Raw genomic sequence first — 15,677 nt, 5'->3', positions numbered from 1 at the left:
TGTCAGGTCGCCGCCTGCGCCTCGGTCGCGCCGGACGCGTCGTCGCGCACGTGCTCGTTGCGGATCCCGACCCAGCTGAGCACCCCGCCCAGCACGAGGAGCGCCGCCGTCACGAGCAGCGAGCGGTGGAACCCGTCCAGGTCGAGCGCGCCCCCGGCGATCACGCCCGCGAACGCGATGACGACGAGACCCGCCACGCGCGACACGGCGTTGTTCACGGCCGAGCCGATGCCGGCGTCGGTCGCCGGGATCGAGCCGAGGATCGCGGACGTCAGCGGCGCGACGGTCATCGCGAGACCGAGCCCGAAGAGCGTGAGGCCGGGCAGCACCTGCGTGAGGTAGACGGCCTCCTCCGTCGTGGTGAGCAGCAGGAGGTAGCCCGCGCCGCCGACGAGCGGGCCGAGCGTCATGAAGATCCGCGGTCCGTACCGGCCGGCCAGCGCGCCGAACCGGGTCGAGAGCGCCAGCAGCAGCAGCGTGATCGGGATCTGCGCGAGACCGGCGGCCGTCGCGCTGTACCCGCCGACCTGCTGGAGGAACAGCGTGACGACGAACCCGCCGAAGTACAGCGCTCCGTAGATCGCCGCCGTGGCGAGGTTGCCCCACGCGAAGTTGCGCACGGTGAACAGGCGCGGCGGGAGCATCGGGTCCGGCGCACGGCGCTCCCAGAGCACGAACGCGACGAGGCACAGCGCGCCGCCCGCGAACGTGCCCCACACGAGGGGGCTGGCCCAGCCGTAGCGTCCCTGCTCGATGAGCGCGAACACCGTCCCGGCGAGCCCGACGGCCGCGAGCACCGCACCGCGCACGTCGATGCGCCGCGCCGCGCCGGCACCCTCCTCCTCCGCGGCCGCGCTCGGGATCCCGCGCAGCAGCCAGAGCGTCACGGCCACGGGCACGACGTTGATCCAGAACACCCAGCGCCACGAGAACGCGTCGACCAGCACGCCGCCGAGGAGGGGCCCGATGATCGACGCCGTGCTCGTCCAGGCCGTCCACGACCCGATCGCCCGCCCCTGCCGCTCGCCGTCGAACGTGGAGATGATCATCGCGAGGGAGCTCGGCACGAGCAGCGCGCCGGCGACGCCCTGCAGCGCCCGCGCGACGACGAGGAACAACCCGTCGGGGGCGACCGCGCACGCGACGGACGTCACCGCGAAGCCGACGAGCCCGATCCCCATGATCCGACGCCGCCCGTGCACGTCCGACAACGAGCCAGCGAGCAGGATCAGCGCGCCGAGCGTGATCATGTACGCGTCGACGACCCACTGCTGCAGGGCGAGCCCGGTCACCGGCCCGGTGGTGAGCTCGTCGGAGATCGCCGGCAGCGCGACGTTCACCACGGACCCGTCGAGGAACGACACGAACGAGGCGAGGATCGCGACCACGAGCACGCGCTGCGGCACCGTCACGCGATCACAGTACGACCAAGCGCCGCGCACGACCACGAGGGAGCACGAGGGAGAAGGCATGACTCAGCCCACCGACCGGCCGACCACGCTGCGGGACCGGCTGCGCGCCCTGCCCGTCCTCGGCGAGGACCGCCCCGGGCTCGACCCGGGCCGCGCACCCGAGGACCCCGTCGAGCTGTTCGTCGCCTGGCTGGAGGACGCGATCGACGCCGGGGTGCGGGCCCCGCACGCCGCGACGCTCTCCACCGCGGACGCGGGCGGCCGCGTCGACGCGCGCACGCTCCTGCTGCAGGACGTCGGCCCTGACGGCTGGGTGTTCGCGACGCGTGCCGACTCGCCCAAGGGTCGCGCGCTCGCCCAGAACCCGAACGCGGCCCTCACCTTCCTGTGGCCGGAGCGTGCACGGCAGGTCCGCGTGCGCGGCGCCGCCGTGCCGCTGGGGCCGCGCGCCTCGGCCGCCGACGTCCTCGCCCGCTCCGACCCGTCGCGCGCGACGGCGCTCGCCGGCCCCCAGAGCGCGCCGCTGCCGTCGGCCGCGGCGTACCGCGAGGCCTGGGACGCGGCGCTCGAACGCGTGCGCGGCGAGCCGGACCTCGTCCTCGACGTGTGGACCGCGTACGCGCTCGAGGCCACGAGCGTGGAGTTCTGGGCGTCCAGCCCCTCGCACGGCCAGGTCCGCCTGCGCTACGACGCCGCCCGCACCGGCCCCCGCTGGTCGCGGGAGCTGCTGTGGCCCTGAGGTCGGCGCGGGACCGGGCGCGGGACCGAGCCCTCGCACGACGGCGGGACCGAGGTCCCACCCCCGTGTGACGTACGCCCGTGACGCACCGCACAGTTAGTGCACTCTTTCACAAGCGTAGAATCGTCGGGTGTCGAGCCGAGCGAGCAACCCCGCAAGCACCGCAGACCAGATCGACGTAGCCCTCATCGGCGGCGGCATCATGAGTGCCACGCTGGGCGCCCTCATCAACGTCCTGGAGCCCTCCTGGACCGTGCGCGTGTACGAGCGCCTGGACGCCGTCGCGCAGGAGTCGTCGAACCCCTGGAACAACGCCGGGACCGGCCACGCCGCCCTGTGCGAGCTCAACTACACGCCCGAGAGGCCGGACGGCTCGATCGACATCACCAAGGCGGTGAAGATCAACGAGCAGTTCGAGATGTCGCGCGAGTTCTGGAACCACCTGCTCACCACGGGCGCGCTGCCGCAGCCGGCGAGCTTCCTGTCCCGCACGCCGCACATGACGTTCGTCCGCGGCGCCGAGAACGTCGACTACCTGCGCCGCCGGTTCGAGACCCTGAGCCGCCACCCGCTCTTCGGCGAGCTCGAGTTCTCGGACGACCCGGCGGTCCTCGCGAAGTGGGCCCCGCTGCTCGTCGCCGAGCGCGAGGGCGACGAGCCCGTCGCGGCGACGCGCGCGACGAGCGGCACCGACGTCGACTTCGGCGCCCTCACCGAGCAGCTCGTCGACCACCTCGTGGCGAACGGCACGCAGCTGTTCCTCGAGCACGAGGTCACGAACCTGCGCCGGACGAAGGGCGGGCGCTGGCGCCTGTCGGTCAAGGACCGCTCGTGGAACGCCCCGAGGCGCCGCTCGACCGTGGAGGCGCGGTTCGTGTTCGTCGGCGCCGGCGGCGGGGCGCTGCCGCTGCTCCAGGCCGCCGGCATCCCCGAGGCCAAGGGCTACGGCGGCTTCCCGATCAGCGGCGAGTTCCTGCGCACCGACGACCCCGAGCTCGTCGCGCAGCACCAGGCGAAGGTGTACGGCAAGGCCGACGTCGGCTCCCCGCCGATGTCCGTGCCGCACCTCGACACGCGCGTGGTCGACGGCAAGAGCTACCTCATGTTCGGCCCGTACGCCGGGTTCAGCCCCAAGTACCTCAAGAAGGGGAAGTACCTCGGGCTGCTCACCTCGCTGCGGCTGCACAACCTCGGCTCCATGGTCGGTGCGGGGCTCAAGAACCTCGACCTCACGCAGTACCTGGTCGGCCAGCTCCTCGCGAGCCCTGAGACCAAGTTCACGGCGCTCCAGGGGTTCATGCCGTCCGCGCACCCGAAGGACTGGGAGACGATCACCGCCGGCCAGCGCGTCCAGGTGATCAAGAAGGACGCGGACGGCAAGGGCGTCCTGGAGTTCGGCACCGAGGTCATCGCGGCCGCCGACGGTTCGATCGCCGGCCTGCTCGGCGCCTCGCCGGGCGCCTCGACCGCGGTCCCGGCGATGATCGACGTGCTCGAGCGCTGCTTCCCGGACCGCTTCGCGACCTGGCGCCCGCAGCTCGCGACCATGATCCCGAGCATCGGTCAGGCCCCGTGGGCTCCTGAGGAGCTCCAGAGCCTCGCGGGCGACGCCGATCTCGACTCGGCCTCCTCCCGCGCCTGAGCACCCTGCACGACGACGCCCGGACCTCGACGAGGTCCGGGCCGTCGTGCGTCCCGCGACCTCGCGCACGTGCGGCGGTGAGCTCCCCGGCGGCGCGCGCCGCGTCGCGGTCGGCGAGGAGGAGCCGCTCGGGGTCCTCCGGACGCCGCGACCACGCGCCGTCGGACCCTGCGGCGAACCACGGCCGCGCCGGGTCCGCGCGACGCACCGCGAGCGCGGCGGTGGTGGAACCGACGACGGCGAGCAACCCGATCGCACCCCAGATGATGTCCATGCGCCCACCGTCGTCCGTGGCCGCAGCGGCGACCAGTGGCAGCACCGACACCCCTCGACAACTTCCTGCCAACAGGCCTAGCCTCACCTTTATGCTGCGCACCGTCGCGGCCGTCGTGAGCGACGGCCTGGCCCCGTTCGAGTTCGGCGTCGTGTGCGAGGTCTTCGGCCTCGACCGCACGCACGACGGCGTGCCGCGCTTCGACTTCCGGGTCTGCGGCCCGGTCGCCGGGGAGGCCGTGCGCACGTCCGTCGGCGCCGGCCTCGTGCCCGAGCACGGCCTGGACGCCGCCGACGACGCGGACCTCGTCGTCGTCCCGGCGATCCGCATCGGGTCGCGCTATCCCGAGCCCGTGCTCGACGCGGTCCGCCGCGCGTCCGCCCGGGGCGCCACGCTCCTCAGCGTCTGCTCGGGCGTGTTCGTCCTCGCCGCCGCCGGTGTGATCGAGGGACGGCGCGTCACGACGCACTGGATGCACGCCGCGGAGCTGCAGCGCCGGCACCCGAGCCTCGACATCGACCCGGACGTGCTCTTCGTCGACGACGGTGACGTCATCACCAGCGCCGGCACCGCCGCCGGCATCGACGCGTGCCTGCACCTCGTGCGGCGCGAGCTCGGCTCGCGGGTCGCGAACGTCATCGCCCGCCGCATGGTGGTGCCGCCGCAGCGCGACGGCGGTCAGCGCCAGTTCGTCCAGCGGCCCGTCCCGGCGGCCGAGGAGGACTCCTTCGCGGAGCTGCTCGACTGGATGACGGAGCACCTCGACGAGCCGCTGACCGTCCGGGACCTCGCGCGCCGCGCCCACACGTCGGAACGCACGTTCGCGCGCACGTTCGTGGCGCAGACGGGGACGACGCCGCTGGCCTGGCTCACGGCGCAGCGCGTGGCGCACGCCCAGACCCTTCTTGAGGAGACCCGGCTCGACCTCGAGGAGGTCGCGCGACGCTGCGGGTTCGGGTCCGCCGCGCTGCTGCGCCACCACTTCCGCCGGGCCGTGGGCGTGACCCCGACGGAGTTCCGGACGACGTTCCGCCACGCCGCCTGACCCGGGCCGGGACGGCCGGGGCACCGACGATCCCGTCGTCACACCTTCGTCGGTCCTTCACGAGCCGGGGACGCACCGGAACCTACGGTCCCGTAGGGTGAGGGCATCTGCACGACGAGCGTCTGCTCACCTCCGCGGCTGGGAAGTCGACACCGACCGTCTGCGAGGACCTGTGACCTCTGCTGCAGTACGCCCGGGATTCCGGGCGACCCGCCCCCGGACCGCCGACGCCGCGGCCGTCACGAGCACGTACAGCGCGCTGTCGCGCACCGTGCGCGACGCCGGCCTCCTCGAGCGCGCGCGGGGCTACTACCTGTGGACCCTCGGCCTGCTGACCCTCGCGCTGGGCGGGATCGCGACCGGCTTCGTCCTGCTGGGCGACTCCTGGTTCCAGCTGCTCATGGCGGGCGCGCTCGGGCTGGTCCTCACGCAGTTCGCCTTCGTGGCGCACGAGGCGTCGCACCGGCAGGTGTTCGCCTCGGGCCCCGTCAACGACCGCGTCGGGAAGATCCTCGCGAACGCCGTCGTCGGCATCAGCTACTCGTGGTGGATGAACAAGCACACGCGGCACCACGCGAACCCGAACCGCCGGGGCAAGGACCCCGACATCGAGCCGGACGTCGTCGCCTTCCTCGGCGAGACGCGGCTCGCGCCACCGGGTTCCGGGCGCTGATCAACCGCTACCAGGGCTACCTGTTCTTCCCTCTGCTCACCCTCGAGGGCCTCAACCTGCACGTCACGGCGTACCGGAGCCTGCTCAGCGGATCGGGCGTCCGGGCGGACCGGCGGACCCGGCTGTCCGAGCTCGCGATCATCACCGTGCGCCTCGCCGCCTACGCCGCCGTGGTCTTCTGGGCACTGCCGCTGGGCATGGCGTTCGCGTTCCTCGCCGTGCAGCTCGCGGTCTTCGGCGTCTACATGGGCGCGTCCTTCGCGCCCAACCACAAGGGCATGGCCGTGATCCCCGAGGACAGCAAGATCGACTTCCTGTCGAAGCAGGTGCTCACCTCCCGCAACATCCGCGGCGGCGCGTTCATGAACGTCCTCATGGGCGGTCTCAACTACCAGATCGAGCACCACCTCTTCCCGAGCATGCCCCGGCCGCACCTCGCGCGGGCGCGCGAGGTCGTGCGCGAGCACTGCGCGCACCTCGGGCTGCCGTACACCGAGACGAGCCTCGCGCAGTCGTACGCGATCGTGGTGCGCTATCTCAACCAGGTCGGCCTGTCGGCTCGCGACCCGTTCGACTGCCCGATGTTCCACCAGCTCCGCAAGGTCTGACGCCGCGAGCGCAGGCGGCCGGCTCGCGTCACGACGACGCCGCGTGGCCGTGGCGCCAGTACCCCACGAAGTCGACGTTGGCCCTCGGCACACCGCGGTCGTCGACGAGGTGGCGGCGCACCCCCGTCGCGAGCGACGACTCCCCCACCGCGTACGCGTAGACGGGACCGGCCGGCAGGTCGGCCGCGCGCACGGTCTCGAGCGCGAGACGCCCCGGCACGGCGTGGTGCGCGTCGCCGGACGTCACGCCCGCACTCGCCTGCGCGCGCACCACCCACCGCAGCTCGACGCCGTCCGGCACCCGGAACTCCTGGGCGTCGGCCGCCTCCGGGATCTCGACGACCGCGAGGCCGCGCGCGTCGTCGGGCAGGGACTCGCAGATGCCCGCGACCGCGGGCAGACCCGTCTCGTCGGCGACGACGAGCGTCCAGTCGTGCTCGACGCGCGGGTTGTAGCCCACGCCCTGGTCGAGCAGTCCCACCTGGTCACCCGGCCGCGCGGTCAGCGCGAACCGCGACGCCGGACCCGCGTCGCCGTGGACGACGAGGTCGACGTCGAGCTCGCCGAGGTCGGGACGCACCGCGCGCACGGTGTAGTTCCGCACGAACGGGCGCCTCGGTCTCGGCGTCGCGAGGTACTGGACGTACCAGAGCCCGGAGGACCGGGTCGCAGGCGCAGCGACTCCTGGTCCGGGCGGGCGAGGAAGAGGCGGAACCACTGGTCGAACCCCATGGGCGTGAAGTGGTCCATGCCCTCGCCGCCGAGGGTCACGCGGACCATGCTCGGCGTCACACGCTCCGTGCCGACCACCTCGAGGGTCAGGACGTGCGCGTCGGCCGGCTTGACGATCTTGTAGCTGCCCACGCTGGCTCCCCGACTCGGCGGCACGACGTCGACGCGTGCCGGGCTCGTCGACGACCGGCCGGCCGTCGACGCGGGGTAAGGCTAGCCTCACCAGATCTCCGGAGTCGATGTGGCCGACCCCACAGGCTCCCGCGCGGTCCCCGCGGCTCACCGGCGGCACCGCTGTCGCACCGACCTGTCATGCTCGACGCGTGGAACTCCCTCTCGCCTGGTCGGTCGTGCTGATCGTCACCGCGCTGTGGAACGTGCTCATCTGGCCGCGCTTCTGGCAGCGCATCGCCAAGGACCCGCGCTCGCGAGACGCCGCCGGGCGCGCCACGCGCTTCCTCGTCGTGCACGCCGTGCTCATCGGCGTCTCGCTCGTGCTCGGGGTCGCCGTCGGCGTGCTCGGGGTGCTCACGCTCGTCTGACGACGGACGGGACGACGAGGGATCCCAACGACGACGCAGGCCGACGACGAGGGAGCCCGACGACGATGCAGGCTGACGACGGAGGCTGACGACCATGCAGGCTGACGGCACGGAGCACGTCGACCTCGCCGAGCTCCGGGCGCTGCTGGTGGCCGACCGCGAGCGCACCTCGGACACCATCGCGTCCCTCGGCCGGAGCTTCACGACGATCGTCGACGCCACGCGGGACACCGCGACCGACGACGAGCACGACCCCGAGGGGTCGACCATCGCCTTCGAGCGGTCGCAGACGACCGCCCTGCTCGCGGCCGCCACCGGTCACCTCGCGGACGTGGACGCGGCCCTGGGGCGGATGGACGCGGGCGGCTACGGCCGCTGCGAGCGCTGCGGCACGCCGATCCCGCGCGAGCGCCTGCTCGCCCGGCCGGCCGCCCGCACGTGCATCGCGTGCGCGTCCCGGGGGCGGTGAGCACGCCGGGCGACGTGTCGTCCGGCGTCCGCGCAGGCTAGCGCGGCGATCCCTGCCCGCGCACCCGTGCGGGCCGGCGGCGCCAGGGTCGACCTGTGAGGTCGGCGAGCGCGGAGTAGCGCGGCACCCACCGCGCGAGCGCGCCCGTGGACGCGACCCCGAGCGCGGACGCCGCCCAGATGCCCGCGGCGAGCGAGCCCAGCGCAGCACCGGCCGAGAGCACGAGCGGTCCGAGCGCGTCGCCCGAGTCCTGGAAGAGCCGCCACACGCTGAGGAACGTCGGGCGCACGTCCGGGGGCGCGACGTCCGCCCCGAGCGTCATGATGATGCCCGAGCCCATGCCGTTGCCGACGCCCAGCAGCGCGGCGACCACCGCGACGGCGGGCACCGTCTGGGCCAGCGGCATCACGGCGAGCGCGACGGCCATCGTCAGCATGGAGGGGATGGCGACCCAGAGCCGGCCGAACCGGTCCATGACCTTGCCCGCCGGGTAGAACAGCAGCATGTCGAGCGCGCCGGCGACGCCGAAGAGCACGGACGTGACCTCGGCGTCGAGGCCGAGGTGCTCGCCCCACAGCGGGATCACCGTCTGCCGTGCGCCGCGCACCGCTGCGACGAGCAGGATCGCCACGCCGAGCGTCCCGAACAGCCGGCGGTGGTCGCGCGCGACGTCGACGATGCGCACGCGCCGGCGCGGCTCCACGACCGGGCGCTCCTCCCCCGTCGCGCTCGCCCGCTCGGGCGGCACGACCGCGACGACCGCCACGGAGACCAGCGCGGCGCCCGCGCCCAGCCAGAAGGCGCCCCGCACCGACGACGCCGCGATGACGGCCGCGCCGGCGAACGGGCCGAGGAACAGCCCGATGCGGTGCACCCCCGCGAGCGTGGACAGCACGCGCGCGCGCCGCAGCGGCGGCGTGATCTCCGTGAGGTACGCCTGGCGCGCGAGGTTGAACACCGCCGTCGAGGCGCCGAGGGCGAGCACGCCCGCCGCCAGCCCCCACAGGGCGCTCGTCAGGGCCACCGTGGTGAAGGCGGCGACGGCGACGGCACCCGCGAGGAGCATGGCGGTGCGGTCCCCGAGCGTGTCGCGAGCGTCCCGGCGGGCAGGTCGAAGAGGATCTTGCCGACGGGGACCAGCGCGGCGACGAGCCCGGCGACCGTCAGGGTCGCGCCCCGGTCCGTCGCGGTCACGGCGACGACGGGCAGCATGGCGCCCACGCCGATCTCGAGGACGAGCGTCGGGACGAACGCCCCGAGCACGACGCTGCGGAACGGGAAGAGCGGAGCGGGCTCCCGCGGGCCGGATGCCCTGGTCACCGCGCGGCCGCCGCAGGCGCGGTGCTGCCGGCGGGCGTGTCGGCGAGCAGCTCGAGGAGCCGGGGGGCGGCTGCCGCGTGGTCGCGGCCGGTGACGACCGAGACGACCCAGCTCGGCGCGCCCTCCTCCGGCAGGGGGACCGCGGCGAGGCGCGCGGCCTGCGGCTTGGCGGACACGTGCTGCGGGACGAGGGCGATGCCGAGACCGCGGTCGACCAGCGCGAGGAGCGTGTGCACGTCGTTGACCGTGAACCGCACGCGGCGGTGCGCGCCGTGCGCCGCGCACGTCGCGTCGTTCACGGGGCGCGCTCCCCACGACACGTCGAAGTCGACGAAGTCCTCTCCCACGAGGTCCGACCAGTCCACGCGCCCGCGCCGGGCGAGACGGTGCTCCGGCGGGCACACCAGGACCAGGGGCTCGCTGCCGAGGACGGTCTGCGACAGCGCGCCCAGACCGTCCGTGGTGGCGACGAACGCGACGTCCAGGTCACCGTCGCGCACGCGCGCCAGGAGCTCGTGCGAGCCGGCCTGGACGAAGTGGATCTCGACGAGCGGGTGGCGGCGGTGGAACCGCTCGAGGAGCGCGGCGACGTCGACCACGCCGAGGCACTGCTCCGCCCCCACGCGCAGCGCACCGGAGACCTGGTGCGTCGCCTGTACGACCGCGTCGCGCGCGGCTGCGGCCGCGGCCAGCATCGCGCGGGCGTGCGGCAGGAGGGCGAGCCCGGCCTCGGTCGGCTCGACGCGGCGCGTGGTCCGTGTGAAGAGGCTCGCGCCGAGCTCCTCCTCGAGCCCGCGGATGGCGGCCGAGAGCCCCGACTGCGACACCCCGGAGAGCGCGGCGGCCCGCGTGAACTGCCGCGCGTCCGCGAGCGCGACGAGGTACTCCATCTGGCGCAGGTCCATTGATCGCTCTCAGTTCTGGATCGCACAACTGCCAATCGTTGGAATTCTAGGTGAGGTCTTCCTAGGCTCGCGACAGCGTCACTCGTCGGTCCTCGCCCACGGGGCGGCCACCCGCCGACGCACCACCACCCAGGAGGATTCCTTCATGCACCAGCGCACGATCGGACAGCAGACCGTCTCCGCGATCGGCCTCGGCGGCATGCCGATGTCGATCGAGGGACGCCCCGACGAGTCCCGCTCCGTCGCGACCGTCCACGCCGCGCTCGACGCCGGCGTCACCCTGATCGACACGGCCGACGCCTACCACCTGCACGCCGACGAGGTCGGCCACAACGAGGAGCTCATCGCCCGCGCGCTGCGCTCGTACGGCGACGACACGTCCGGCGTCCTCGTGGCGACCAAGGGCGGGCACCTGCGTCCGGGCGACGGGTCCTGGACGAAGAACGGCGACCCCGCCTACCTCAAGCAGGCCGCCAAGGCGTCGGCGCAGCGCCTCGGCGTCGACGCGATCGGCCTCTACCAGTTCCACCGGCCCGACCCGGCGGTCCCGTACGCCGAGTCGGTCGGGGCGCTCGCCGAGCTCCTCGACGAGGGCGTCATCCGCATGGCCGGCATCTCGAACGCCGACGTGGCGCAGATCGACGAGGCGAACGAGGTCCTCGGCGGCCGGCTCGTGTCCGTGCAGAACCAGTTCTCGCCGCGGTTCCGCTCCAGCCTGGGCGAGCTCGAGCACTGCGCGGCGCTCGGCGTCGCGTTCCTGCCGTGGAGCCCGCTCGGCGGCATCGCGAACGCGTCCGAGCTGGGCGCGGCCCACGCGGCGTTCCAGGACGTCGCCGACGCGCACGGCGTGAGCGTCTACCAGGTCACCCTCGCGTGGGAGCTGGCGCTCGCACCCGTCGTCGTGCCGATCCCGGGCGCGTCGCGCCCCGAGAGCGTCCGCGACTCCGCCGGCGCGGCCGACCTCGTCCTCACCGACGACGAGGTCGCGCGCCTCTCGGCCGCGTGACGCGGCGACCACGCCGCCCGACCACCACGAGGAGACTCCTGTGAAGACCTTCACCCTGCCCGGCACGGACCTCGTCGTCCCGGACGTCGTGCTCGGGCTCATGCGCATCCAGGACAAGACCGACGACGAGGTCCGCACGCTCGTGCGCACCGCGCGCGACGCCGGGATCACGTTCCTCGACCACGCCGACGTCTACGGCGACGACCTGCACGGCTGCGAGCGCCGCTTCGCCGAGGCGATGGCCCTCTCCCCCGCCGAGCGGGACGAGTGGGTGATCCAGTCCAAGGCCGGCATCGTGCCCGACGGCCCGTACTTCGACTTCTCGTACGAGCACCTCGTCGCGTCGGTGCACGCCTCGCTCGAGGCGCTGCGCACCGACCACCTCGACGTGCTGCTCCTGCACCGCCCGGACGCGCTCGTCGAGCCCGAGGAGGTGGCCCGCGCGTTCTCGGAGCTGCACGCGGCCGGCAAGGTGCGGGCGTTCGGCGTCTCGAACCACACGCCCGGGCAGATCGAGCTGCTGCGGCGCTACGTCGAGCAGCCGATCGTGGCGAACCAGCTGCAGCTGTCGATCACGCACGCGCCGCTGATCGCCCAGGGCGTCGCGTCGAACATGGCGGCGCTCGACCAGTCGGTGAGCCGCGACGTCGGCACGCTCGACTACTGCCGGCTGCACGACATCACCGTGCAGGCCTGGTCCCCCTTCCAGGCGGGCTTCTTCACGGGGACGTTCCTCGGCTCGCCCGAGTACGCAGAGCTCAACGCGGTGATCGACCGCCTCGCCGCGCAGTACGACGTCCCGCCGATCGCGATCGCGACGGCGTGGATCACGCGGCACCCGGCCCGGATGCAGGTCGTCCTCGGCACGACGACGCCCGAGCGGGTGGCGGGCGCCGCGCAGGGCTCGGACGTGCACCTCACGCGCGCGGAGTGGTACGAGCTCTTCCGCGCCGCCGGCCACACCGTCCCCTGACGGGCCGTCGACGCGTCACGGGCCCCGGCACCTCGTGCGCCGGGGCCCGTGCCGTGCTCAGCGGGCGAGGAGGGCGCGGAGCTCGGCACCGACGACGTCGGGCGACTCCTCCGCCATGAAGTGCCCGACGGCGAGGGTCCGGTGCACGAGGTCGGTCGCCCACGCGCCCCACAGCGCGGCGGCGTCGTACCCCAGCTGCGCGCCCCAGTCCTGCTGGACGACGAGCGTCGGCATGTCGAGGGTGCGGCCCTGCGCGCGGTCGGCACGGTCGTGCTCGACGTCGATCTCGGCCGACGCCCGGTAGTCGGCGACGATCGACGGCACCGCCTCGCGGGACGCGCGCAGGTACTCGGCGCGCGCCTCGGCGGGGATGGCGTCCGGCCGGCCCGTCCAGCCGTCGAGGAACGAGCCGAAGAACGCGTCCGCCGTGGCGGCGATCATCGCCTCGGGCAGGCCCGCCGGCTGGGCCATGAGGTAGAGGTGCCACGCGACGCGTGCGTCGGCACCGTGCAGGACCTCCCACATGTCGAGCGTCGGGAGCACGTCGAGCGTCGCGAGGTGCGTGACGGTCCGCGGGTGGTCGAGCGCCGTCCGGAACGCGACGAGCGCCCCACGGTCGTGGCCGGCGAGCGCGAACCGGTCGAACCCGAGCTCGCGGGCCAGCGCGACGACGTCGGCGCCCATGGTGCGCTTGGCGTAGGTGCTCCCGTCGGCCTCGGCGGGCTTGTCGCTCGCGCCGTAGCCGCGCAGGTCCGGGCAGATCACGGTGTGGTCGCGCGCGAGGTCGGCGGCCACGTGCCGCCACATGAGGTGGGTCTGCGGGAAGCCGTGGAGCAGGACGACGGGGTCGCCCTGCCCGCCGACGGCCGCGTGGAGGGCGACGCCGTCGGCGACCGGGACGCGACGGGTCGTGAAGCCGGGGATGGTGAGAGACATCGGTTCTTCCTTCCGAGGGGGACGCGACGAGCCTCGCCGCCGCGGATCAGCGGCCGATCAGCGCCGTGCGCCGCCTCCGGACCTAGGCTTGCCGCGTGCGGGACGAGGGGCAGCAGGCGGCAGGACGGACCGGCGCACGGGACGGGCTCCTTGCCCGCGTCCTCGGACCGACGGCGGCGTGGTCCGGCGACGGCGCCCCGCTCGACCTGCGCGGCCCGCGCCACCGCGAGCTGCTCGCGCGCCTCGTCGCCGCGCGGGGGCGCGCCGTCACCGTCGACGCGCTCGTCGACGACCTCTGGGACGACGCCCCACCGCCGCGCGCCGTGGGGACCGTGCGCACGTTCGTCGCGGACCTGCGCGCGGTGCTCGAACCGGGCCGGGTGCCCCGTTCCCCGGCGCGCGTCCTCGTCACCGAGGGCGACGGCTACGCGCTGCGGCTCCCGCAGGACGCCGTCGACGCGTGGCGGGCCGAGGCCGCCGTGGCGGGCACCGTGCACTCCCCCGCCGCGCACGTCGTGCGGGTGCTCGGCCCCGTCGTCGCCGGCTGGCCCGCCGAGGCCTACCCGGACCAGGCGGGGCGGCCGTGGGCGGACGCCGAGCGCGCGCGCCTGTCCGAGCGGCGCGCTCTCGCCGTCGAACGTCTCGTCGGTGCGCTCGCGGACACCGGGCGCGCGGACGACGCCGTCGCGCTCGCCGCGCCGCACACCGGGTCTTACCCGTGGCGCGAGGAGGGCTGGCGGCTGCTTGCCCTGTCGCTCTACCGCGCCGGGCGCCAGGTCGAGGCGCTCGAGACGCTCCGGCGGGCGCGGGACGTGCTGCGCGACGAGCTCGGCCTCGACCCGTCCCCGGCGCTCGCCGACCTCGAGGCCGGCTCCTGCGCCACGACCCGCACGTGCGCGCCCCCGCGGACGTCTTCCGCCGCGTCGCCGACGACTCGTTGCGCGCGCTCGCGCCGGGGTCGCGCGCCCGGCTCGAGACCACCGTGAGCATGCTCGGACGGCTCGCGGTCTCGGCGTCCGCGCCGGCGACGCCGCACGAGGACCTGCTCGAGGCCGCCCGCACCGCCGAGGCGCTCGGCGACCCGGCCCTCACCGCCCGCGTGCTCGGCGGCTACGACGTGCCGAGCGTCTGGCCCCGCAGCGACGACCCGGAGCGCTCGCTCGCGCTCGCCGACGTCGCCCTGCGCACGCTCGACGCCCTGCCCGCCGACGCCGCGACCGCCGCTCGCACCCGCCTGCGCGTGCTCGTCGCGGTCGAGACGCGCGGGCTGCCCGGCCGCGAGGGTCGGGAGCACGCCGAGGCGGCGGTGCGCGGCGCACGCGACCTGCGCGATCCCGGTCTCCTGTGCTCGGCTCTCGGCGCCCTCGCCCTGCACGCGTGCGACCGGGCGGGGCTCGCCGCCGAGCGCGACCGTCTCGGCGCCGAGATCGTCGCGCTCGCGCGCCGCCACGACCTGCCGTCCGCCGAGGTGCAGGGGCTCCTGGTCCGCCTCCAGGCGTCGGGGGCGCTCGGACGCACCGCGGAGGGAGACGCGCTGGCCCGGGAGCTCGACGACGTCTCGGCACGGCACGAGCGCCCGCGCGCTGCGGTCCTCGTGTCCGGGTACCGCGCGATGCGCGCGGCCGAGGACGGCGCGCCCGACGCGGGCGACCGCCTGACCGCCGCGGTCCGCGCGCTCGACGACGCCGGCATGCCCGGCGTCGTCGACGGGCTGCTCCCGCTCGCCCTCCTCGGCCTGGACCTCGTCCGCGGCCGGGCACGGCCGCTCCCCACCGACGGCTGGGGCCCGTACGCGCCGTGGGTGCGGCCGCTGGTGCGCGTGCGCACCGGCGACCGGCCCGGTGCGCGCGCCGCGCTCGACCGGCTCCCCGACCCGCCGCCCGGCCTGCTGCTCGAGGCGCTGTGGTGCGTCGTCGCGCAGGCTGCGACGGAGGCCGGGCACGCCGGCGCCCGCACGCGTGCCCGGACGGCGCTCGCACCCGCGCGCCACGAGGTCGCCGGCGCGGGGAGCGGGCTCGTGACGTTCGGACCCGTCGCCGACCGCCTCGACCCGGCGGTGGGGTCAGCGGCCGGCACGCCCTGACGAACCATCGGTCGGGGTCCGCCCGCCCTTGTGACCTGCACGGCTAGACGACGTTGATAACGGTTTGGTTACATGGGCCGCGTCCTTCCCCCCACGTCCGGAGCCTCCCCATGTCCCGTGCCCGCCATCGTTCGGCGACCGCCGCGCGTGCGCGCTCGCTCCGCCTGCCCGCTCTCGCGCTCGTGACCCTGCTCGGCGCCGGAGCGCTCAGCACCGGGTCGCAGGCCGCGGACGGCAGCACCGAGCTCGCCCCCGGCGCCGACCGGTCGAGCACCGCGTCCGGCGCGACCGGCCGAGCACCGCCGCCAGCCGCTCCGC

Annotated in this window: 16 protein-coding genes and 1 pseudogene; 10 read left to right on the top strand and 7 right to left on the bottom strand. The window is 74.7% G+C overall.

Translation table 11 applies throughout. From position 1 onward, the window contains the following. Nucleotides 1–2: 2 nt before the first annotated feature. The gene (locus BJF88_RS04760; RefSeq protein WP_255371758.1) at nucleotides 3–1,412 is read right to left on the bottom strand and encodes an MFS transporter; all 1,410 of its coding nucleotides are present in this window, start codon (nucleotides 1,410–1,412) and stop codon (nucleotides 3–5) included. 58 nt (nucleotides 1,413–1,470) lie between these two features. On the opposite strand from BJF88_RS04760, the gene BJF88_RS04755 reads away from it, so the two are divergent. From BJF88_RS04755 to BJF88_RS04740, 4 genes and pseudogenes are all read left to right on the top strand, one after another. Next, nucleotides 1,471–2,151: a pyridoxal 5'-phosphate synthase gene (locus tag BJF88_RS04755; protein WP_075827959.1), complete on the top strand. Its 681-nt coding sequence runs from the start codon at nucleotides 1,471–1,473 to the stop codon at nucleotides 2,149–2,151. 130 nt (nucleotides 2,152–2,281) lie between these two features. Continuing rightward, nucleotides 2,282–3,793 carry a malate dehydrogenase (quinone) gene (mqo, locus tag BJF88_RS04750; protein ID WP_075827958.1) on the top strand — a complete coding sequence of 504 codons (1,512 nt, stop codon included), beginning with the start codon at nucleotides 2,282–2,284 and terminating at the stop codon, nucleotides 3,791–3,793. Nucleotides 3,794–4,158: 365 nt separating this feature from the next. Continuing rightward, nucleotides 4,159–5,112: a helix-turn-helix domain-containing protein gene (locus BJF88_RS04745; RefSeq protein ID WP_075827957.1), complete on the top strand. Its 954-nt coding sequence runs from the start codon at nucleotides 4,159–4,161 to the stop codon at nucleotides 5,110–5,112. 172 nt (nucleotides 5,113–5,284) lie between these two features. Next, a pseudogene (locus BJF88_RS04740) lies at nucleotides 5,285–6,393 on the top strand (fatty acid desaturase). Nucleotides 6,394–6,421: 28 nt separating this feature from the next. Here the strand turns inward: BJF88_RS04740 and BJF88_RS21265 are convergent. Both BJF88_RS21265 and BJF88_RS21260 read right to left on the bottom strand, forming a co-directional pair. After that, on the bottom strand, nucleotides 6,422–6,997 hold the full coding sequence (locus BJF88_RS21265; protein WP_369824487.1) for a siderophore-interacting protein: 576 nt from the start codon (nucleotides 6,995–6,997) through the stop codon (nucleotides 6,422–6,424). Continuing rightward, entirely contained in the window at nucleotides 6,895–7,257 is a 363-nt protein-coding gene (locus BJF88_RS21260) for a siderophore-interacting protein (protein WP_369824486.1), read from the bottom strand. Before BJF88_RS21260 ends, BJF88_RS21265 begins: the two co-directional genes overlap by 103 nt. 191 nt (nucleotides 7,258–7,448) lie before the next feature. Here BJF88_RS21260 and BJF88_RS04730 point away from each other — a divergent pair, with 191 nt between their 5' ends. Next, on the top strand, nucleotides 7,449–7,667 hold the full coding sequence (locus BJF88_RS04730) for an SCO4848 family membrane protein (RefSeq protein WP_075827956.1): 219 nt from the start codon (nucleotides 7,449–7,451) through the stop codon (nucleotides 7,665–7,667). Nucleotides 7,668–7,761: 94 nt separating this feature from the next. Further along, nucleotides 7,762–8,136, top strand: a complete 375-nt coding sequence (locus BJF88_RS04725; RefSeq protein ID WP_075827955.1) for a TraR/DksA C4-type zinc finger protein — start codon at nucleotides 7,762–7,764, stop codon at nucleotides 8,134–8,136. A 37-nt stretch (nucleotides 8,137–8,173) separates the two neighbouring features. Here BJF88_RS04725 and BJF88_RS04720 read toward each other — a convergent pair whose 3' ends face one another. Genes BJF88_RS04720 through BJF88_RS04715 form a run of 3 tightly spaced genes read right to left on the bottom strand, consistent with a single transcriptional unit; the run spans nucleotide 8,174 to nucleotide 10,361 of the window. After that, nucleotides 8,174–9,202 (bottom strand): MFS transporter, encoded by a 1,029-nt coding sequence (locus BJF88_RS04720; RefSeq protein ID WP_255371757.1) that lies wholly within the window; start codon nucleotides 9,200–9,202, stop codon nucleotides 8,174–8,176. Then, nucleotides 9,151–9,456, bottom strand: coding sequence for a hypothetical protein (locus BJF88_RS21255; protein WP_255371756.1), 306 nt, complete (start codon nucleotides 9,454–9,456; stop codon nucleotides 9,151–9,153). Before BJF88_RS21255 ends, BJF88_RS04720 begins: the two co-directional genes overlap by 52 nt. Further along, nucleotides 9,453–10,361: a LysR family transcriptional regulator gene (locus BJF88_RS04715; protein WP_075827954.1), complete on the bottom strand. Its 909-nt coding sequence runs from the start codon at nucleotides 10,359–10,361 to the stop codon at nucleotides 9,453–9,455. Before BJF88_RS04715 ends, BJF88_RS21255 begins: the two co-directional genes overlap by 4 nt. Before the next feature lie 145 nt (nucleotides 10,362–10,506). Between BJF88_RS04715 and BJF88_RS04710 the strand changes: the two genes are divergently transcribed. Next, nucleotides 10,507–11,367: an aldo/keto reductase gene (locus BJF88_RS04710; RefSeq protein WP_075827953.1), complete on the top strand. Its 861-nt coding sequence runs from the start codon at nucleotides 10,507–10,509 to the stop codon at nucleotides 11,365–11,367. Between the two features lie 40 nt (nucleotides 11,368–11,407). Then, nucleotides 11,408–12,340, top strand: coding sequence for an aldo/keto reductase family oxidoreductase (locus BJF88_RS04705; RefSeq protein WP_075827952.1), 933 nt, complete (start codon nucleotides 11,408–11,410; stop codon nucleotides 12,338–12,340). 57 nt (nucleotides 12,341–12,397) lie between these two features. Here BJF88_RS04705 and BJF88_RS04700 read toward each other — a convergent pair whose 3' ends face one another. Continuing rightward, nucleotides 12,398–13,276 (bottom strand): alpha/beta fold hydrolase, encoded by an 879-nt coding sequence (locus BJF88_RS04700; RefSeq protein ID WP_075827951.1) that lies wholly within the window; start codon nucleotides 13,274–13,276, stop codon nucleotides 12,398–12,400. 95 nt (nucleotides 13,277–13,371) lie between these two features. Between BJF88_RS04700 and BJF88_RS20230 the strand changes: the two genes are divergently transcribed. Continuing rightward, nucleotides 13,372–14,262 (top strand): BTAD domain-containing putative transcriptional regulator, encoded by an 891-nt coding sequence (locus tag BJF88_RS20230; protein WP_222843927.1) that lies wholly within the window; start codon nucleotides 13,372–13,374, stop codon nucleotides 14,260–14,262. Continuing rightward, complete coding sequence (locus BJF88_RS20225) at nucleotides 14,169–15,359, top strand: hypothetical protein (RefSeq protein ID WP_222843926.1); 1,191 nt, start codon at nucleotides 14,169–14,171, stop codon at nucleotides 15,357–15,359. Before BJF88_RS20230 ends, BJF88_RS20225 begins: the two co-directional genes overlap by 94 nt. Nucleotides 15,360–15,677 lie beyond the last annotated feature (318 nt).

This window comes from Cellulosimicrobium sp. CUA-896 (genome assembly GCF_001942335.1).
GTDB lineage: Bacteria > Actinomycetota > Actinomycetes > Actinomycetales > Cellulomonadaceae > Cellulosimicrobium.
The sequence above is the reverse complement of the archived record's forward strand: the minus strand, read 5'-3'. Positions and strand labels throughout refer to the sequence as shown.